Origin of the sequence: Vagococcus jeotgali (assembly GCF_035918315.1) — a bacterium.
In the GTDB taxonomy this organism is placed as follows: Bacteria; Bacillota; Bacilli; order Lactobacillales; family Vagococcaceae; genus Vagococcus; species Vagococcus jeotgali.
This window is the reverse complement of sequence record NZ_CP142146.1, coordinates 1,282,895-1,302,362: the sequence shown is the minus strand read 5'-3', so window position 1 is coordinate 1,302,362 and position 19,468 is coordinate 1,282,895. Positions and strand designations below refer to the sequence as shown.

Sequence of the window (19,468 nt, the reverse complement as noted above, 5' to 3'; positions counted from 1 at the left end):
AATTATCTATTTTCTTCTTTAAATGAATGTATATCCATTGTTGTTAATTTTTCTATAATACTTACTGTGGCATTTAGAGCATCTTCAATGTCTTTTATGTGAACCCCATTTAGAGAATAGTCTAAATTAGTACCAGCTACATTAATTAAAAGGGTTGGTGTTCCAATACGTAATTTATGAATCCACCCAGCATCACTTGATTGCATAGAGAAATATGGCTGTGTGTTAATTCCTTTTTCATGACAAGTAGACGTCATAAGTTTTGTTAAACTTCTATTCGGTAAAATACTACGATCATAGTAAGTAATAAGAGCACCTTCACCCAATTTACCTTGGACTTCTGACGAATCAGAAACTTTTTTAGAAGCAGGTAAGACATCAAAAGTAATGGCTAAGTCTGGTTTAACTAAATTTGTAGCAGTTTGTGCACCCCGGTTACCGACTTGATTTAAAACAGTTCCCCCAACGTATAGATCAAAAGGTAAATCTGTATCTTTTAATTCTGATAAAACATTTAACAACTGAAGGCTACCATAAGAACGTCTTATAGCTTTTCCAAAAAATTGTTTTTGGTTGATTGAAGTGTAGCCCGTAACACAGAAACTAATACTATCCCCATAATCAACATCAAAAGATATGGCTTCATCTTTTGAACTAAAACCAAAATCAATTATAACCTCACCTTTTAATTTTTCAAAAGGTGAATGTAAGATAATACCATCAATAGCTTGAGTTTCTTTTTGAATGTAAACTTTAGAGCCCACAATATTATCAGCTTTGATATCTCCAATCACTAATGCTTTAATTAAACCATTATCTTTGATTTCTTTAACAACAAAACCAGATTCATCTAAAAATCCCGTTAACATTACTTTTGGAGCATTACTAGTGTTAGATTTTTTAATCCCATAAATAGAACCTAAGTTGTCATAAACAAACTCATCAACCAAGGGTGTCATTTTAGTTTTTAATAAACGTGTTAAATTTTTTTCATCTCCTGAGATAGCTTGGACAGCTGTTAATTCGTTTAGTATTTGTTTAATATCAATCATAGTTTATTCTCCTTTAAGTAAAAGCCTCCTTATATAAGGAGGCTTTGTATTAATAACAGTGTTCAGAAACAAAAGTAGTGACTTCTTTTGAATCGATTGATTTAAGAAAAGCTAATTCACAAATGTTTGATAAAGCCTCTGTTAATCCAGTTCCGCCTTTTTTAGGCATTTTAACAATACTGATATCATTTTTATAGGTGTCAATTGTTGTTTGACACTCAACTGACATAGCAGTTACAACAGGGATTTTGACTTTATCTTCGATAAAGGTCCCAACTTTAGCACACATACTAGCATAGCCTTCATAGTTATATGAAGGACCTGCAATAACAACATCAGGATTAATTTTTTTAACCATGCCTGCCATCTTTTTAGTGACATCTTCTTCATTTGCTTCAAAAAAACCATCACCACAGTAAAGAGTTGCGACTACTTTACCATCGTGTTTATCGAGGAAAGGTTGTAACATATTAGCTGCACCAATTCCCATGTTTTTTCCTCCAAGAGGTAACATTGGTTTTTCTTTTCCACCAAGACCTGCTTGAGTTTGATCAAATATTAGTAAAACTTTCATAACATGTATACCTCCTATAGGTCATCAAATGAAATATCGTCAAATGAGATATCTTCATCATCAATTGATTGAACAGCTTGTGCTTCATCAAGTAAATATTTTTTATCTAATGTTTTAATAAATGGATAATAAATTACACAACCAAGAGCAAGTAATGCAAATTGCCAAATTGAGGCGACAAAACTACCAGTCGATAGATATCCAGAAAATCCAATTGGAGTTGTCCATGGTAGAGCGACACCAGTTGTATAAGGTATAATTCCCAATTTAGTTGCATATGTTGATAAGATTAAGTTTACCTGTGGCACGATAATAAATGGAATTGCCATAATTGGATTTAAAATAATTGGCAAACCAAAGATAATCGGTTCATTAATTCCGAATATACCAGGTACTAAAGATAATTTACCTAATTGTTTAATACGTTGTGATTTACAGAATAAAATCATTACAATTACTAGTGATAAAGTACTACCACCACCGCCCCAGTTTGTAAAGAAGTTAGAGAAGGGGTCTGTAAAAATATTTGGTAATGTTTGTCCACTTTGGAAAGCATCTAAGTTTTCCATAGTTAATACTTTAGTCACTGGCCCAAATACAGCATTAGCTACTGCTGGACCATTGATACCAAATACCCAGAATACAGTACTTGCAATACCATAAACTAATTGAGCTGTTAGAGTGTTACCAACACCCTTTAATGGTGTTTGAAGAATTTCAAAAATCAAATTATGCATTGTTTCGAATGCAGTAAAGCCAATAAAGATTCTTACTAAGAAGAATAATGTAATAACAACTGCACTAGGAATTAAAGCTTCAAAAGATTTCACAACTGCTGGTGGTACACCGTCAGGCATTTTAATTGTCCAACCCTTACGGTAAACCCAGTTAAAAATCCAAACAGAAATAATAGAAACGATAATAGCTAAGAAAATTCCGTCAGATCCTAAAAATTCTAAACCAATGGCACCGATTGGATCAGGTAGCCCTTCAACAGTAATACGTGTTGGTGTTAAAATAATAAACGAGACAATACCAATAGCAGAACTTTGGATAGCATCACCCTTAAGTTCACGACCGTAAGCATAACTTGTACCGAATACTGTGAACAATCCAATTAGATTAAATACAGCACGAGAAACATTAGTAAACCAAGCTTCCCATCCAGTACCGAAAATACCATTCCAAAATTCAGCCCAGTTTGGAATAGGGAAGTTTGCAAAAAGCAAGAACATAGAAGCAACAATAACAAGAGGTGTCGTAATTAGGAAACCGTCTCTAATTGCAACCAATATTTTATTTTTACCTAATTTATCCGCAATAGGCATTAGGTACTTTTCTAATTTATCCATTAACTCAACTCCAACCTTTATTATTTATTATTTTTTAATGCTACAAGAGCTTGTTTTAGTACTTTAGCACCATTCATAACACCATAATCCTCAGATGAAATCATTTCAATAGGTTGTCCGTAATGGCCAAATTTAGTGACTGTTTCGTCATAAAGGTATCTCACTTGTGGTCCTAAAAGAATGACGTCTGGATGTTTCTCATCAATAATTTCTTGAAGAAGGCCATGAGAGAAAGCTTCCACTTCTACTGGCATATTATTCTCATCTGCTACCTTTTGCATTTTTTGAGCTAACATACTTGTTGACATACCTTGACTACAAAATAAATAAATTTTCTTTTTACTCATTGTTATTTCCTCCTAATAAATATTATTTAATTGGTGCTTTAATCCTTTTTTCATAAGCATCTAACCATTCCTGAGTGATTGGTTCAATCACAGTTGTATGATTTTCACCCATGTTTGCTATAAAAATAGCAGCTTCTTCTGAGTCGTTACCAACAGAGAAAGTAAACTCAACGTTTGTAGCAACGCCCCATTCACCTTTGTTATTCATAGCAACTAAAGAGAATGCACCAGCTTTTCCGTAACGTTTTGTTAATTTGTCATGAAATGGATAAACTGTTTGGTCACAAGCTTCTTGAGGTGATAATCCTTCTTCCATTTTACGAACAATTTCGTAAGAAAGAATTCCTTTCATTAAATCCTCACCAAGACCAGTTGCAGCAGCCCCACCAACGTCACTATCCACATAAAATCCTGACCCAGATAAAGGAGAATCTCCAACGCGACCTGGTTTTTTCATGAACAGACCAGAACTAGATGTTCCTGCACTCATACTTCCATGGGAATCTAGACTGACAACACCAATTGTGTCATGACCATCATAAGGACTTAAGTTGTGTTCAGCCATTTCAGCTAAACGATTTTCCCACATTTTTTTGGCACGTTCTGTTAGCATATTACGTCTTTCAAATCCATTTAACATAGCGTATTTAGTAGCACCTTCTCCGACTAAAAAACTATTAAACTTATCATGGCTTAACTGACGAGCTACAGAGATAGGATGCATCACATCTTCAATTCCAGCAACAGCACCAATCTTAAATGTGTCACCACACATGAAGGCAGCATCCATTTGTAAAATACCTTCAATATTCGGTAAACCGCCATAACCTACTGATTTGTAATAAGGATATGCTTCAACAACTTTAATTGTTGATTCGACAGCATCCCCAGCAGTGCCACCTTTTTCTAGAGAATTTAGTGACTCAACAATACCATCATGAGCCATTCTCCATGTTGCAATACTTCCAAATGACATAATTTCACCTTTCTTTATTTATTTTATAGCGTTTTCACCTGTATTATATAATAGTATATACTATTTTGTCTAGACTATTTCTACTAAATAGTCAATAGAAAGAAATACGTAAAAATTTAGTTTTTAAAACTAGAATTTATAAAAAATAAGCATTTCCTGACAAAAATTGTTTTTTTATCAGGAAAAACTTATCTTATCTATGTAGTGTATTTTTAAAAGAATATTTATCAGCTCTATAATAGGAATTATCAAAAAGAATTGGTAAACCTGCTGCTGAAAATGTCAATGTTTTAACTAAAAGAATAGGATTTCCTATGGCTAACCCCATTAAATGATGAAGCTTTTCATCAACTAAAGTAGCTTCAACTTCTTGATGAGAGTACGAAATGTCTACCTGTTTTTCAATAATAGAAAAAAGAGAGTGTTCTAATTCATTAATCTTTTGAAAAGTTAAATATTTTTTGGGGATATATAACTCTTCAACAGTCATGGGATCATGATCAAAATACCTCAATCTAGCAAGATGAATGATATCCTCTTCAGAAGTATCAAGGTTATTTAAAACTTCTTTGGGCACATTTGGTTGTTCATCAAAAACAATAATTTTTGATGAAGATGTCTTACCGTACAACTTAGCACTTTCAGTGAAACTTACTAGTCCGTCTCGTCCACTTTGAATTTTAGAGGTATAATTCATCGGATAAGTCCCTCTACCTCGGTGTTTAACGACGATATTTTGTTTAATGAGTAAATCAATGGCTTTTCGGATAGTGAGGCGGCTTACATCAAATTGCTTAGCTAAATCATATTCTGAAGGTAATTTTTGATTCATGTTATAAGTACCATCATGGATTAATAGCTTAATTTCGTTAGCGATGTCTTCAAATACAGCAGTGTTACTCAAATGAATACTCTCCTTATGTTTTATTTACCTAAATCAGCTAAAAGTAGGCCGTAGATATGTAAGTTAGTAATTAAATCTTTTTTATCCATATATTCGTCCTTGTTATGTGCAATACCTTTTTGACCAGGAAATGATGGCCCAAATGCCATGATGTTAGGCATTGAGCGAGCATATGTTGCACCAGTGGTAGTCACAGGTGTACCGTCAAGGCCTGTCACTTCTTCATAAACAGTTGTCATTGTATCAATCATAGGATGATCCACTGGAAATAAGACAGAAGGCATACTTCTAGTAATAGTAATGGTTGATTGTGTTGGTAAATGTTTTTTTATTTCTGCTATTATATCATCTTCCTTAACACTAATTGGATATCTGGATGAAATTGACAGACAAATCTCATTTTCATTAATTGATAAATCATAGGGTGATAGTGATAATTCTCCAGAGGCTTCATCAGAAAAATCAATACCTAATCCTGCCCCGTTATGCTGGTTATGTAAGCCATCAGACAACCATCTCATATACTGTAATGCTTCACCAGCTAACACATTTTGTTCAACTATTTCTTTGGCTAAAAGAGTAATGGCATTTAAGCCCATATCTGGAGCGTTGCTTGGTGAGCGTTTACCTGTTACATTGATTTCTTCACCATTTTGTAAAATAATAGTTGCTGAATCTGGAATGGCACTACGATCAAAATTACCACTTAGTTCAGTAATAGCTGCTAAGGAATTGTCAGTAATAGTTGTTTTGATATCAATTCCTAAAACTCCACGTTCACCATAAACAGCAGGGTATTTACAGTCCGGTGTATAACCATACATAGGAGGAGCTTCTTTTTCTAGGTATAAGGGGATATCTAGAGAGCCGCTTTCTTCATCAGTTCCAAAAATAATTCGAATAGTTTTTGTAAAAGGATAATTTATTTTTTTTAGAGCATAAAGAGCGTAAAGGTTGGCTAGAATGGGTCCCTTGTTATCTAAAACACCTCGTCCGTAAAAGGTACCATCGTCTAAAGTTAAATCAAAAGGTGGGTAAGACCAACCATCTCCTTCATGAACAACATCTAAGTGACCAACAACACCAATATAATTTTCATTATCATCACCCAATTGTGCATAGCCCATAGCATCATTAATAATAGCTGTTTTAAAGCCCATTTTATTAGCTATATCTAGTGTTTTAACTAAAGCTTCTTTAGGGCCCTCACCAAACGGTGCATGTGTTTTTGGTTCACTTTTGACGCTATTAATTTTCAGAATTTCTTTTAAGCCATCAAAAAACTCTGGCTCAATAGCAGTTAGTGCCTGTACAATATGTTGTCTTTTCATAAAAGAATCATCCTATTCGTTGTTTTTTTATTTAGTATATACTATTTGAAAGTAAAACCCAAATAAAGTGAGTAATTGAAACATATAATAACCCATATTAAACAACTATGTTAAAATGATTTAGTTATCTAAGTGTTTTAAAAAAATATATTATAATAGTGTTTTTTTAGAATAACGTCGTATTATTCAAAAGAAATGATTAGTTTTTCATGAGAAAAATAAGGTTGTTTACAATCATCTTAGTGCGTTTTTTAATTGTTATATCATAAAAAGCTTAGTTATTTAATCATATTTTACGTTTTTTGTTTAATTGTACATTTTTTTGGGGGAGATGGTGATTCACTAGGAAATAATTTCTCATGGTTATGAAAAAATTGATAATGTATAATTCAACAAAAGACGTTATAGTATGTTCATAAAACAAAGTAAAAGAAAAAACATATAAAAATAAGAAGAAGAGGTAATTGAGATGAAACAAATTGGATTTTTATTTAATACATCAGATAAAGAATTTATGGAAGTACAAGAGACAGCCTTTAGAGATTTAGATTTAGATGACATATATGAACGAACAAGTGATGCTAGCGAGTCCTTCTTACTTAGCTTTATTAATAATCTATCAGCTGGAGACCAAGTTATTTTTTATGATTTAAGTTGTATTGGCAAGTCTGTTATCCAACTATCTGACTTTTTAAATTATTTAAGTACAAAAGGAATCAATTTAGTGATTCTAGATAAAGGTATAGGAGCTAAAGAGGTTAGCGATGAAGCTTATATTCAAATGCTTTTAAAAGTTGCTGATATGGAAAAAGAAATTATTCGTGATAGAACAACTAGAGGGCTTCAAAAAGCTAGAAAAAACGGCCGAGTTGGTGGACGTCCAAAAATATCAAATGAAACAATTGAGCAAATTCGTTACTTATACAACAACAATCGCTACACTTTAAGAGAGATTGCAGAAGAGTGTAATATTTCTTTAGGAACAGCATATAAATACGTTCAAGAAGGCTAAATGATTATTCTTTAAATGAAACAATAAGTATTTGGAATAGAGTTATTAAAAATGAGGAAATACTTAATAAAAAAAACTTAGTTATATTGAAATAAAACCGCTTATAGAGTAGGATATCAAAGAAGGAAAAAAAGATAAGCGAGGAAATCTAATGATAACGAAGAAAGAACAGCCTATTGTAATTGGTGTCACGGGTGGATCTGGAAGTGGTAAGACCAGTGTTAGTCGTGCTATTTTAGAAGCTTTGCCAAACCACTCTATTTTACTATTTGAACAAGATTCTTATTATAAGGATCAAAGCCATCTGTCATTTGAGGAAAGACTAGATACTAATTATGATCATCCGTTTGCTTTTGATACAGATTTGTTAATTGAACAATTAAAAATGTTAATGAACTTTGAACCAATCGAAAAGCCTGTTTATGATTATGAGGCACATACAAGAAGTCAAGAAGTTATTTTTCAGGAACCTAAAGAAGTTATCATTGTTGAAGGTATCTTAATTTTAGAAGATGAGCGTTTACGTGAGTTGATGGATATTAAAGTATATGTTGATACAGAAGATGATATTCGCATCATTAGACGTATTGAACGAGATATGGAAGATAGGGGTCGCTCTTTAGATTCAATTATCAATCAGTATTTAGATGTTGTAAAACCAATGCATCAACAGTTTATCGAGCCTACTAAGAAATATGCAGATATCATTGTACCTGAGGGTGGTAAAAATCAAGTGGCAATAGATTTGCTTACAACCAAAGTTCGTAGTATTCTAGAAGATAAGTAGTACAATATATTATTGGAGGAATTACATTATGTCAAAATACCCACAACTTGTTGCCAAAGAGCAAGCAACAACAGGAACAATTAAAACAAATAGAGGGGATATTAAAATTGTTTTATTCCCAGAACAAGCACCTAAGACCGTTAAAAACTTTGTTGAATTAAGTAACAAAGGCTACTATAATGGTGTAATTTTTCACCGTGTTATCTCTGATTTCATGATTCAAGGTGGAGATCCTACTGGAACAGGTATGGGTGGAGAGAGCATTTATGGTGATAAGTTTGAAGATGAGTTCTCTAATCAGTTATTTAACTTAAGAGGCGCATTATCAATGGCTAATGCAGGACCTAACACTAACGGGAGTCAATTTTTCATTGTTCAAAATGAAAATGTACCGGCTAATATGTTGGGACAATTAGAAGGTGCTGGCTACCCAGAGGAAATTATGGAAGCATACAAATCAGGTGGAACACCTTGGTTAGATTTCAAACATACTGTTTTTGGACATGTAGTTGAAGGCATGGATGTTGTAGATGAGATTTCTAAAGTGAAAAGCGACCGCCAAGACCGTCCAGTTCACGATGTTGTGATTGATGAAATCATCATTGATGCTTAAAAATTAATAAATTTAAGAAGATAGTAGCTTTCATCAACGAAATGCTTTCTATCTTCTTTTTTTATGTTAAAATATCTATTGAATATATAGATAGAAAAAGAAGGTAGAAAAATGGAATTTAAAATAGGGATGGTATTAGAAGGTGAGATAACAGGAATTCAGCCATATGGTGCATTTGTATCTCTTGGAGATGAACAACAAGGTCTTATTCATGTGTCTGAAGTCAAGCATGGTTTTATCAAAAATATTAATGAAGAACTAGAAATTGGAGATAAGGTCACTGTTCAAATTATAGATATTGATGAATACACTAAAAAAATCAGTTTATCACTACGAGTTTTTCAGGAAGCAGTTCCTGTTGTATATAAAAAGAAAAAGTATTTTACTAATAGATATAAAACAATTGGCTTTACTTCGATTGATGAAAAGTTAGATGGTTGGGTGAATGAATTTTTAGACGATTTATTGGAAAAAGACTGATTTTTTTCTGAAAGTGTGGTAAAGTTAGAACGATAAATATAATATAGTCAATCTAAAAAAATTAATGAAGAGGTGTTTTCATTTGGAACAATCCAAAGTTGCTGGTACGGTTATTCTTAATCAAGAAAATGGTCATAAAAAATTTTTAGTAAAGAAAGAAAACAAAGACGTTGCTTTTATTAATGTATCTGGAAATTCAAATGTTACTAGCCTTGCTTGTATTTTAGATGAGTTAAACGATGTTGTTGGATTGGATTCTAGTCATATGGACCTTGTTGAATTAACGAATATTAATATTCATGAAGAAAAAGTCCCGTTTTACGTATTCAGTATGGATGAAACCAAATTGTTACATGATATGGAAGATAACGTCTTTTTATGGGAGACACCTTCAATTTTAAGAGAAGTTTTGCAAAAATTTAATGTTAGTGGCGTGCCGTATTTTTATTAAATTTCATTTGTCAAATTAAGCTAGACAAAATGTCATTGTCTACATAGCTCAAAAATACTTCTAATGGTGTTTTATAGTTTAATGATTTTCTAGGAATATTATTTCTTTTGGATGCAACAGATTGAATGAAAGATTCATCAACTTCGTTGAAATCCATTTTCTTAGGCAATCCATCCTTACGCAATAGCCCATTAGAATTTTCATTTAAACCTCGTTGTGAAGGTGTACCAGGGTCAGCAAAGTAGATATCAATATCATTTAAGTTACTGATAGATTTCCAGTTAGAAAATTCTTTGCCACAATCAAATGTGATAGATTTAAACAAGTGATTAGGGCATTTTTTTAACCATTCATTTAAGCTATTCTCAATATCTATAGCGTGTCTCCCTGTTGGCTTTAAGGTAATAATAACTTTTGATAACCTTTCAACTAATGTAATAACAGCACTTTTATGATTTTTCCCAACAATAGTGTCACCTTCTAGGTGACCAAATTCACTTTGAAACTCGTTATGCTCAGCGTCTCTCTGATGAATGGTTCGTTTAAATGCTTGTTTACCTCGTTTTTCTTTATGCCCATTAGGTTTTCTTTTACCTTTCATTGGTAAAGTTGTGGAATCAAAAGATTCACGCGAGAACAATCTATAAAGTGTCCGAACAGAACAAGAAATAGAAATCTCAGCACGACCGATAATCACGTCAGGAGTCCATCCTTGAGCCACTTTGTTTTGAATATATTTTGTTTCATTATCAGGTAAAGAAATAGGACGCCTTCCACATTTCTTTTTATTTTTTTTGTATCTTTGATAGTAATCTAGAATAGATAATCCCTCATTTAAAGCGTTGTAAACATTATAAATAGTTTGTCTTGATCTTTTTAAAGTATCAGCAACATGTTTAACTTTTTTAGCTTGGTGATAATAAGATTCTATTAAAACAAGCTCGTCTGTAGTAAGATGTATATAGGTCATTTGTGATCACTCTCCTTGTTTTCTTTCGTCGGAAATACAATTTGGACAATTTGAGTGTATCACAAATGATTTTTTTATTTGTCTAGTTTAATTTTACAATCGGCGAAATTAAATAGAAAGTCGATATTTTTTTAAAATGTTGACTTCTTCTTTTTTTTTTGTTATTATATTTTTTGTTCCAAGTAACAAGGTGAGCGGTTATAAAAAAGTTTTTTAAAATCATAAAAAACTATTGACAAATAATCTCAAACTTGGTATTATATAAAAGTTGCTGATGCAACAAGATTAGATCTTTGAAAACTGAACAAAGTAAGACGAACCAAATGTGTAGGGTGTTTTTATTAGTAAAAACAAACCATATTTAGTGAATAAATTCGCTAGCAATTTTTAAAACAAATGAGCTAAACATCTTAGGATGTTAATCAACTTTTATTGAGAGTTTGATCCTGGCTCAGGACGAACGCTGGCGGCGTGCCTAATACATGCAAGTCGAACGAACTTCTCTTCCCACCGGAGCTTGCTCCACCGGGAAGAGAAGTGAGTGGCGGACGGGTGAGTAACACGTGGGCAACCTGCCCATCAGAGGGGGATAACACTTGGAAACAGGTGCTAATACCGCATAATTCTTTTCTTCACATGGAGAGAAGATGAAAGACGCTTTTAAGTGTCACTGATGGTTGGGCCCGCGGTGCATTAGTTAGTTGGTGGGGTAATGGCCTACCAAGACCATGATGCATAGCCGACCTGAGAGGGTGATCGGCCACACTGGGACTGAGACACGGCCCAGACTCCTACGGGAGGCAGCAGTAGGGAATCTTCGGCAATGGACGAAAGTCTGACCGAGCAACGCCGCGTGAGTGAAGAAGGTTTTCGGATCGTAAAACTCTGTTGTTAGAGAAGAACAAGTGATAGAGTAACTGCTATCACCTTGACGGTATCTAACCAGAAAGCCACGGCTAACTACGTGCCAGCAGCCGCGGTAATACGTAGGTGGCAAGCGTTGTCCGGATTTATTGGGCGTAAAGCGAGCGCAGGCGGTCTTTTAAGTCTGATGTGAAAGCTCTCGGCTCAACCGAGGAAGGTCATTGGAAACTGGAAGACTTGAGTGCAGAAGAGGAGAGTGGAATTCCATGTGTAGCGGTGAAATGCGTAGATATATGGAGGAACACCAGTGGCGAAGGCGACTCTCTGGTCTGTAACTGACGCTGAGGCTCGAAAGCGTGGGGAGCAAACAGGATTAGATACCCTGGTAGTCCACGCCGTAAACGATGAGTGCTAAGTGTTGGAGGGTTTCCGCCCTTCAGTGCTGTAGTTAACGCATTAAGCACTCCGCCTGGGGAGTACGGCCGCAAGGCTGAAACTCAAAGGAATTGACGGGGGCCCGCACAAGCGGTGGAGCATGTGGTTTAATTCGAAGCAACGCGAAGAACCTTACCAGGTCTTGACATCCTTTGACCACTCTAGAGATAGAGCTTTCCCTTCGGGGACAAAGTGACAGGTGGTGCATGGTTGTCGTCAGCTCGTGTCGTGAGATGTTGGGTTAAGTCCCGCAACGAGCGCAACCCTTATTGTTAGTTGCCATCATTAAGTTGGGCACTCTAGCAAGACTGCCGGTGACAAACCGGAGGAAGGTGGGGATGACGTCAAATCATCATGCCCCTTATGACCTGGGCTACACACGTGCTACAATGGACAGTACAATGAGTCGCAAGACCGCGAGGTTTAGCTAATCTCTTAAAGCTGTTCTCAGTTCGGATTGTAGGCTGCAACTCGCCTACATGAAGCCGGAATCGCTAGTAATCGTGGATCAGCATGCCACGGTGAATACGTTCCCGGGCCTTGTACACACCGCCCGTCACACCACGAGAGTTTGTAACACCCAAAGTCGGTGAGGTAACCTTTATGGAGCCAGCCGCCTAAGGTGGGACAGATGATTGGGGTGAAGTCGTAACAAGGTAGCCGTATCGGAAGGTGCGGCTGGATCACCTCCTTTCTAAGGAATATTACGGAAAACACATTACGTCTTATCTTTGTTCAGTTTTGAGAGATTTATTCTCAAAATTAGGGGCCTTAGCTCAGCTGGGAGAGCGCCTGCCTTGCACGCAGGAGGTCAGCGGTTCGATCCCGCTAGGCTCCATTTGATGAAATAATTCATCAATATTTGTTCATTGAAAACTGGATAATTGAAGTTAGATATCAATATAAACCGAGAACACCGCGTTGATCAGTTTCTTAATAAAGAGCTGTGAAATGTGTTAGTCAATAATTATCGCTAATTATTGGTTAACGAAAAATTAGTAGCTAACCGTAAGGTTAGAAAAGGTTAAGTGAATAAGGGCGCACGGTGGATGCCTTGGCACTAGAAGCCGATGAAGGACGGGACTAACGCCGATACGCTTCGGGGAGCTGTAAGTAAGCTATGATCCGGAGATTTCCGAATGGGGGAACCCAGCATCTTTTGTAGGATGTTATCCAGTGGTGAATACATAGCCACTGGAAGGTAGACGCAGAGAACTGAAACATCTAAGTACCTGCAGGAAGAGAAAGAAAAATCGATTTCCTTAGTAGCGGCGAGCGAAACGGAAGAAGCCCAAACCAACAAGCTTGCTTGTTGGGGTTGTAGGACTCAAACATGGTAGTTGTTGAAAGTAGTCGAAGTGACCTGGAAAGGTCAGCCGAAGAGGGTAAAAGCCCCGTAGGCGAAACTTTCAATGCACCTATGAGTATCCTGAGTACGGCGGAACACGAGAAATTCCGTCGGAATCCGGGAGGACCATCTCCCAAGGCTAAATACTCTCTAGTGACCGATAGTGAACCAGTACCGTGAGGGAAAGGTGAAAAGCACCCCGGAAGGGGAGTGAAATAGAACCTGAAACCGTGTGCCTACAAGAAGTCAAAGCCCGTTAATGGGTGATGGCGTGCCTTTTGCAGAATGAACCGGCGAGTTACGATAGCATGCGAGGTTAAACTGAAGAAGTGGAGCCGTAGCGAAAGCGAGTCTGAATAGGGCGAATGAGTATGTTGTCGTAGACCCGAAACCATGTGACCTACCCATGTCCAGGTTGAAGGTGTGGTAAAACGCACTGGAGGACCGAACCCACGTACGTTGAAAAGTGCGGGGATGAGGTGTGGGTAGCGGAGAAATTCCAATCGAACTTGGAGATAGCTGGTTCTCTCCGAAATAGCTTTAGGGCTAGCCTCGGAATTAAGAATGATGGAGGTAGAGCACTGTTTGGACTAGGGGCCCGTCTTGGGTTACCGAATTCAGATAAACTCCGAATGCCATTCATTTATGTCCGGGAGTCAGACAGTGAGTGATAAGATCCATTGTCGAAAGGGAAACAGCCCAGACCACCAGCTAAGGTCCCCAAATATATGTTAAGTGGAAAAGGATGTGAGGGTGCACAAACAACTAGGATGTTGGCTTAGAAGCAGCCACCATTTAAAGAGTGCGTAATAGCTCACTAGTCGAGTGCCCTTGCGCCGAAAATGTACCGGGGCTAAACATATTACCGAAGCTGTGGATAGAACCTTTTGGTTCTATGGTAGGAGAGCGTTCTAAGTGCGCAGAAGTCAGATCGTGAGGACTGGTGGAGCGCTTAGAAGTGAGAATGCCGGTATGAGTAGCGAAAGACAGGTGAGAATCCTGTCCACCGAATGACTAAGGTTTCCTGGGGAAGGCTCGTCCTCCCAGGGTTAGTCGGGACCTAAGCCGAGGCCGAAAGGCGTAGGCGATGGACAACAGGTTGAGATTCCTGTACTCGTTTGTTTTGTTTGAACAATGGAGGGACGCAGGAGGTTACAGAAGCGCACTGTTGGATATGTGCGTACAAGCAACAAGTCTTGGAGTGAGTCAAATGCTTACTCCTTTAAGGATGAGTTGTGATGTGTAGGGAAATAAAGTACCGAAGTTCTAATATCACACTGCCAAGAAAATCTTCTAGTTAGAAGCAAACGACCCGTACCGCAAACCGACACAGGTAGTCGAGGAGAGAATCCTAAGGTGAGCGAGAGAACTCTCGTTAAGGAACTCGGCAAAATGACCCCGTAACTTCGGGAGAAGGGGTGCTGAACGCAAGTTCAGCCGCAGTGAATAGGCCCAAGCGACTGTTTATCAAAAACACAGGTCTCTGCAAAATCGAAAGATGACGTATAGGGGCTGACGCCTGCCCGGTGCTGGAAGGTTAAGAGGATTGGTTAGCATTTATTTGCGAAGCTAAGAATTGAAGCCCCAGTAAACGGCGGCCGTAACTATAACGGTCCTAAGGTAGCGAAATTCCTTGTCGGGTAAGTTCCGACCCGCACGAAAGGCGTAACGATTTGGGCACTGTCTCAACGAGAGACTCGGTGAAATTTTAGTACCTGTGAAGATGCAGGTTACCCGCGACAGGACGGAAAGACCCCATGGAGCTTTACTGTAGTTTGATATTGAATGTTTGTGACACATGTACAGGATAGGTAGGAGCCGTAGAACTCGGGACGCTAGTTTCGAGAGAGGCGCTGGTGGGATACTACCCTTGTGTTATGACCATTCTAACCCGCATCACTGATCGTGATGGGAGACAGTGTCAGATGGACAGTTTGACTGGGGCGGTCGCCTCCTAAAAAGTAACGGAGGCGCCCAAAGGTTCCCTCAGAATGGTTGGAAATCATTCGTAGAGTGTAAAGGCAAAAGGGAGCTTGACTGCGAGAGTTACAATTCGAGCAGGGACGAAAGTCGGGCTTAGTGATCCGGTGGTTCCGCATGGAAGGGCCATCGCTCAACGGATAAAAGCTACCCTGGGGATAACAGGCTTATCTCCCCCAAGAGTTCACATCGACGGGGAGGTTTGGCACCTCGATGTCGGCTCGTCGCATCCTGGGGCTGTAGTCGGTCCCAAGGGTTGGGCTGTTCGCCCATTAAAGCGGCACGCGAGCTGGGTTCAGAACGTCGTGAGACAGTTCGGTCCCTATCCGTCGCGGGCGTTGGAAATTTGAGAGGAGCTGTCCTTAGTACGAGAGGACCGGGATGGACATACCTCTGGTGTACCAGTTGTTCTGCCAAGGGCATTGCTGGGTAGCTATGTATGGACGGGATAAACGCTGAAAGCATCTAAGCGTGAAGCCCCCCTCAAGATTAGATTTCCCATTCCTTTAAGGAAGTAAGACCCCTGAAAGATTATCAGGTAGATAGGCTAGAAGTGGAAGTGCAGTGATGCATGGAGCGGACTAGTACTAATCGGTCGAGGACTTAACCACATAAGCGGTGGACGATTATATGTTGTCTAATTTCAAATCCAGTTTTGAGTGAATAATCACTCATATAGATACAAAAGTGTAGTGGTGATGGCAAAAAGGATACACCTGTAACCATGCCGAACACAGAAGTTAAGCTTTTTAGCGCCGAGAGTAGTGAGGGGTTTCCCCTTGTGAGGGTAGGACGCTGCTACGCTTTGTATCATTCCGGCATAGCTCAGTTGGTAGTAGCGCATGACTGTTAATCATGATGTCGTAGGTTCGAGTCCTACTGCCGGAGTTAGTACCAAAATAAATATTTTTCCGGCATAGCTCAGTTGGTAGTAGCGCATGACTGTTAATCATGATGTCGTAGGTTCGAGTCCTACTGCCGGAGTGATTGAAGATGAGAAATCATCTTCTTTTTTTTGTAAAATTTTATAAATGAGATTCAGTATAAGCGGTCATATATTGAAAAATAGATAATTAAAGGCTCTTCGTCAAATCGTGTTGATATTTAAAAATTGATAAAATAAGGCATTAGAAGAAGGGGGATTTTTCCTCCTTCTTCTTTTTAATTAAATTTTCATTTGTCAAATTAAGCTAGACAAAATGTCATTGTCTACATATCTCAAAAATACTTCTAATGGTGTTTTATAGTTTAATGATTTTCTAGGAATATTATTTCTTTTGGATGCAACAGATTGAATGAAAGATTCATCAACTTCGTTGAAATCCATTTTCTTAGGCAATCCATCCTTACGCAATAGCCCATTAGAATTTTCATTTAAACCTCGTTGTGAAGGTGTACCAGGGTCAGCAAAGTAGATATCAATATCATTTAAGTTACTGATAGATTTCCAGTTAGAAAACTCTTTGCCACAATCAAATGTGATAGATTTAAACAAGTGATTAGGGCATTTTTTTAACCATTCATTTAAGCTATTCTCAATATCTATAGCGTGTCTCCCTGTTGGCTTTAAGGTAATAATAACTTTTGATAACCTTTCAACTAATGTAATAACAGCACTGTTATGATTTTTCCCAACAATAGTGTCACCTTCTAGGTGACCAAATTCACTTTGAAACTCGTTATGCTCAGCGTCTCTCTGATGAATGGTTTGTTTAAATGCTTGTTTACCTCGTTTTTCTTTATGCCCATTAGGTTTTCTTTTACCTTTCATTGGTAAAGTTGTGGAATCAAAAGATTCACGCGAGAACAATCTATAAAGTGTCCGAACAGAACAAGAAATAGAAATCTCATCATGACCGATAATCACGTCAGGAGTCCATCCTTGAGCCACTTTGTTTTGAATATATTTTGTTTCATTATCAGGTAAAGAAATAGGACGCCTTCCACATTTCTTTTTATTTTTTTGTATCTTTGATAGTAATCTAGAATAGATAATCCCTCATTTAAAGCGTTGTAAACATTATAAATAGTTTGTCTTGATCTTTTTAAAGTATCAGCAACATGTTTAACTTTTTTAGCTTGGTGATAATAAGATTCTATTAAAACAAGCTCGTCTGTAGTAAGCTGTACATAGGTCATTTGTGATCACTCTCCTTGTTTTCTTTCGTCGGAAATACAATTTGGACAATTTGAGTGTATCACAAATGATTTTTTTATTTGTCTAGCTTAATTTTACAATCGGCGTTTTACAGAATGGACTTTCTTTTTTTCTACCCTAAATTTCTATTTACACAAAATATTTTACCCTATCAAAACCTACTCTTTTTTTATTATATTATGTCAGCACTATAAAAATGACTGCTAAGATTTAATATAATGAAATCATCTTCTTTTTATGACCTACTTAAGATTTGAGAAACGATAATGGTTAATTTTAATCACAAAAAAACTGTAGAAGTTAGTTTTCTTATCTAACTTCTACAGTTTATGTCATTATTATTGGTTTATTTATCTTATTTAAAACGAATAACTTCAATTTTATAGCCATCTGGATCAATGACAAAATAGTATGATGGAGGAACGCCAGGTAAATTTTTAAGATCAGTAACATCAAAGCCTGCTGCTTTGTGTTTAGCGTGTAAACCTTCCAAATCATCTGTTGCGATTGCAATATGACCATAACCATTTCCAAGGTCATAACCATCTGAATCATAGTTGTAAGTTAGCTCTAATTCGTAATCATCACCTGGTAAAGTTAAATAAACTAAACTAAATTTACTATCAGGAAAATCTCTTCTTCTTGAAATTTCAAAATCAAAAGCTTTTTGATAAAAATCTAAAGAAGCATCTAAATCTTTCACTCTTACACAAGTATGTGCCATTTTCATAATCTAAATCATCCTTTCTCTATGATTTACATATTAGCACGTATAAAAAAAGCTTTCTACTTTTGAGCCTCACCTAAGCATTATAAAATGCTAGAGAGATAGTTAAATTATAGCTAATAAAATCTTTAATGATTTTAATTTCTCCTTGTGAATTCATATAAGCACGTTTATACGTCCCACCAAGAATAGTCGGGAAAACTTGAATATCTGAATATTTTTTTAATAACATATCCGCTTTATAACTATCCTCAATAGCAATAAAACCAAGAGAATCATCTGGGGTAGAAGGATCAATATTTGGTAAAAAAATAGCGATTCTATTACTATCTGATGCTGGGTCATATAATAATTTTGCATATGTATTAGGTAAAATATGATCATACAATTCAAAAATATTTCGATTTTGGTACTCATCAAACTTGGTAATGAGATCTTCGTTAGTGACATTTCCATAAAAACTAGTAAAAAAGGATTGTTGTTTTAGTCTTTGAATGGTATCAAATAAGATTTGTTGAGCTTCTCCTTCGTAAAGGCTTGGAATATTTGTATGTAAGTATTCTTTATTCCGAATGTTTGAAGGTGATTCATTGATGATAATTCTTGAGTCTTTCGTATTTTTTCTACGATTGGCAACATGGCCAATTTCAAAAGAATGTCGTTTTTTGCGGCGTTTCTTTTTACGTCGATTATTTTTAGTTACAATAATGTCGTAGTAATCATCTTCCTCATATGGTAAGGATTTGGTTGAGGCATGTCTTAGTCTATTCATAAATGAATTATTCTTATTTGTAAAATCCATAATTTCTTTTTGATATAATAAAATACCTGCTAAAAGAATGGCGATAGCTGATATGATAAAATAGGCATACCAGAAGAAAGAATGATTATAGGTAAAAATAAGAGCTATTATCCAAATAATTAGAATGACTATACCTGTAATTTTTAAATATTTCATAGTATTAGATATCCACCTAGTTAAATTTTATATAAATCGTTATATAATCTATTTAACCATAGATTTTATTTGAACACAATCGAACTGATAAATCTATTTGTTTATAAATTGTTTAATGAAAAAAAATCGAAATATAGTATAATCATATT

The 19,468-nt window shown here is 36.4% G+C and carries 15 protein-coding genes, 3 tRNA genes, 3 rRNA genes and 1 pseudogene; 11 read left to right on the top strand and 11 right to left on the bottom strand.

The window, feature by feature from the left end:
- Positions 1 to 2 precede the first annotated feature (2 nt).
- The 7 genes from VSF34_RS06590 to VSF34_RS06560 form a co-directional block, all read right to left on the bottom strand.
- A complete protein-coding gene (locus VSF34_RS06590) occupies positions 3 to 1,052 on the bottom strand; it encodes a M42 family peptidase (protein ID WP_326716553.1) in 1,050 nt (349 codons plus the stop codon).
- Between the two features lie 49 nt (positions 1,053 to 1,101).
- On the bottom strand, positions 1,102 to 1,626 hold the full coding sequence (locus VSF34_RS06585) for a GrdB-related putative oxidoreductase (protein WP_326716552.1): 525 nt from the start codon (positions 1,624 to 1,626) through the stop codon (positions 1,102 to 1,104).
- A 14-nt stretch (positions 1,627 to 1,640) separates the two neighbouring features.
- Positions 1,641 to 2,978 (bottom strand): PTS sugar transporter subunit IIC, encoded by a 1,338-nt coding sequence (locus tag VSF34_RS06580; RefSeq protein ID WP_326716551.1) that lies wholly within the window; start codon positions 2,976 to 2,978, stop codon positions 1,641 to 1,643.
- A 20-nt stretch (positions 2,979 to 2,998) separates the two neighbouring features.
- Positions 2,999 to 3,325, bottom strand: a complete 327-nt coding sequence (locus tag VSF34_RS06575; RefSeq protein WP_326716550.1) for a PTS sugar transporter subunit IIB — start codon at positions 3,323 to 3,325, stop codon at positions 2,999 to 3,001.
- Between the two features lie 22 nt (positions 3,326 to 3,347).
- Positions 3,348 to 4,301, bottom strand: coding sequence for a glycosylasparaginase (locus VSF34_RS06570; protein ID WP_326716549.1), 954 nt, complete (start codon positions 4,299 to 4,301; stop codon positions 3,348 to 3,350).
- 193 nt (positions 4,302 to 4,494) lie between these two features.
- Entirely contained in the window at positions 4,495 to 5,205 is a 711-nt protein-coding gene (locus tag VSF34_RS06565) for a GntR family transcriptional regulator, LSA1692 subfamily (protein ID WP_326716548.1), read from the bottom strand.
- A 20-nt stretch (positions 5,206 to 5,225) separates the two neighbouring features.
- On the bottom strand, positions 5,226 to 6,536 hold the full coding sequence (locus VSF34_RS06560; protein ID WP_326716547.1) for a Sapep family Mn(2+)-dependent dipeptidase: 1,311 nt from the start codon (positions 6,534 to 6,536) through the stop codon (positions 5,226 to 5,228).
- Positions 6,537 to 7,005: 469 nt separating this feature from the next.
- On the opposite strand from VSF34_RS06560, the gene VSF34_RS06555 reads away from it, so the two are divergent.
- From VSF34_RS06555 to VSF34_RS06535, 5 genes are all read left to right on the top strand, one after another.
- Complete coding sequence (locus tag VSF34_RS06555) at positions 7,006 to 7,548, top strand: recombinase family protein (RefSeq protein WP_326716546.1); 543 nt, start codon at positions 7,006 to 7,008, stop codon at positions 7,546 to 7,548.
- A 151-nt stretch (positions 7,549 to 7,699) separates the two neighbouring features.
- Positions 7,700 to 8,335 carry a uridine kinase gene (gene udk, locus VSF34_RS06550; protein WP_326716545.1) on the top strand — a complete coding sequence of 212 codons (636 nt, stop codon included), beginning with the start codon at positions 7,700 to 7,702 and terminating at the stop codon, positions 8,333 to 8,335.
- Positions 8,336 to 8,363: 28 nt separating this feature from the next.
- A complete protein-coding gene (locus VSF34_RS06545) occupies positions 8,364 to 8,948 on the top strand; it encodes a peptidylprolyl isomerase (RefSeq protein ID WP_326716544.1) in 585 nt (194 codons plus the stop codon).
- A gap of 111 nt (positions 8,949 to 9,059) precedes the next feature.
- Entirely contained in the window at positions 9,060 to 9,428 is a 369-nt protein-coding gene (locus tag VSF34_RS06540) for a CvfD/Ygs/GSP13 family RNA-binding post-transcriptional regulator (protein WP_326716543.1), read from the top strand.
- Between the two features lie 82 nt (positions 9,429 to 9,510).
- On the top strand, positions 9,511 to 9,879 hold the full coding sequence (locus VSF34_RS06535; protein WP_326716542.1) for a hypothetical protein: 369 nt from the start codon (positions 9,511 to 9,513) through the stop codon (positions 9,877 to 9,879).
- Positions 9,880 to 9,889: 10 nt separating this feature from the next.
- Here the strand turns inward: VSF34_RS06535 and VSF34_RS06530 are convergent, their stop codons facing one another.
- The gene (locus VSF34_RS06530) at positions 9,890 to 10,849 is read right to left on the bottom strand and encodes an IS30 family transposase (protein ID WP_326716323.1); all 960 of its coding nucleotides are present in this window, start codon (positions 10,847 to 10,849) and stop codon (positions 9,890 to 9,892) included.
- A gap of 428 nt (positions 10,850 to 11,277) precedes the next feature.
- Here VSF34_RS06530 and VSF34_RS06525 point away from each other — a divergent pair.
- From VSF34_RS06525 to VSF34_RS06500, 6 genes are all read left to right on the top strand, one after another.
- Positions 11,278 to 12,842: ribosomal RNA gene (locus tag VSF34_RS06525) — 16S ribosomal RNA — on the top strand.
- 71 nt (positions 12,843 to 12,913) lie between these two features.
- A tRNA-Ala gene (locus VSF34_RS06520) sits at positions 12,914 to 12,986 on the top strand.
- A gap of 184 nt (positions 12,987 to 13,170) precedes the next feature.
- Positions 13,171 to 16,087, top strand: a 23S ribosomal RNA gene (locus VSF34_RS06515).
- A 77-nt stretch (positions 16,088 to 16,164) separates the two neighbouring features.
- Positions 16,165 to 16,280: ribosomal RNA gene (rrf, locus tag VSF34_RS06510) — 5S ribosomal RNA — on the top strand.
- The 16S, 23S and 5S rRNA genes sit together here with 3 tRNA genes alongside, the layout of an rRNA operon.
- Before the next feature lie 10 nt (positions 16,281 to 16,290).
- Positions 16,291 to 16,364, top strand: a tRNA-Asn gene (locus VSF34_RS06505).
- Positions 16,365 to 16,386: 22 nt separating this feature from the next.
- Positions 16,387 to 16,460, top strand: a tRNA-Asn gene (locus VSF34_RS06500).
- A 196-nt stretch (positions 16,461 to 16,656) separates the two neighbouring features.
- On the opposite strand, the pseudogene VSF34_RS06495 reads toward VSF34_RS06500, so the two are convergent.
- The 3 genes and pseudogenes from VSF34_RS06495 to VSF34_RS06485 all read right to left on the bottom strand — a co-directional run bounded on the left by VSF34_RS06495 (position 16,657) and on the right by VSF34_RS06485 (position 19,319).
- A pseudogene (locus tag VSF34_RS06495) lies at positions 16,657 to 17,615 on the bottom strand (IS30 family transposase).
- A 374-nt stretch (positions 17,616 to 17,989) separates the two neighbouring features.
- Entirely contained in the window at positions 17,990 to 18,364 is a 375-nt protein-coding gene (gene gloA / locus VSF34_RS06490; protein WP_326716541.1) for a lactoylglutathione lyase, read from the bottom strand.
- Positions 18,365 to 18,437: 73 nt separating this feature from the next.
- Complete coding sequence (locus VSF34_RS06485) at positions 18,438 to 19,319, bottom strand: hypothetical protein (RefSeq protein ID WP_326716540.1); 882 nt, start codon at positions 19,317 to 19,319, stop codon at positions 18,438 to 18,440.
- Between the last annotated feature and the right edge of the window lie 149 nt (positions 19,320 to 19,468).

Bases quoted from the DNA above. Each gene is read 5' to 3' on its own strand.
- VSF34_RS06485 (WP_326716540.1), bottom strand. From the start codon at position 19,319: ATGAAATATTTAAAAATTACAGGTATAGTCATTCTAATTATTTGGATA.
- VSF34_RS06580 (WP_326716551.1), bottom strand. From the start codon at position 2,978: ATGGATAAATTAGAAAAGTACCTAATGCCTATTGCGGATAAATTAGGT.
- VSF34_RS06585 (WP_326716552.1), bottom strand. From the start codon at position 1,626: ATGAAAGTTTTACTAATATTTGATCAAACTCAAGCAGGTCTTGGTGGA.
- VSF34_RS06540 (WP_326716543.1), top strand. From the start codon at position 9,060: ATGGAATTTAAAATAGGGATGGTATTAGAAGGTGAGATAACAGGAATT.
- VSF34_RS06590 (WP_326716553.1), bottom strand. From the start codon at position 1,052: ATGATTGATATTAAACAAATACTAAACGAATTAACAGCTGTCCAAGCT.
- VSF34_RS06570 (WP_326716549.1), bottom strand. From the start codon at position 4,301: ATGTCATTTGGAAGTATTGCAACATGGAGAATGGCTCATGATGGTATT.
- VSF34_RS06560 (WP_326716547.1), bottom strand. From the start codon at position 6,536: ATGAAAAGACAACATATTGTACAGGCACTAACTGCTATTGAGCCAGAG.
- VSF34_RS06530 (WP_326716323.1), bottom strand. From the start codon at position 10,849: ATGACCTATATACATCTTACTACAGACGAGCTTGTTTTAATAGAATCT.
- VSF34_RS06575 (WP_326716550.1), bottom strand. From the start codon at position 3,325: ATGAGTAAAAAGAAAATTTATTTATTTTGTAGTCAAGGTATGTCAACA.
- VSF34_RS06545 (WP_326716544.1), top strand. From the start codon at position 8,364: ATGTCAAAATACCCACAACTTGTTGCCAAAGAGCAAGCAACAACAGGA.
- VSF34_RS06555 (WP_326716546.1), top strand. From the start codon at position 7,006: ATGAAACAAATTGGATTTTTATTTAATACATCAGATAAAGAATTTATG.
- gloA (WP_326716541.1), bottom strand. From the start codon at position 18,364: ATGAAAATGGCACATACTTGTGTAAGAGTGAAAGATTTAGATGCTTCT.
- udk (WP_326716545.1), top strand. From the start codon at position 7,700: ATGATAACGAAGAAAGAACAGCCTATTGTAATTGGTGTCACGGGTGGA.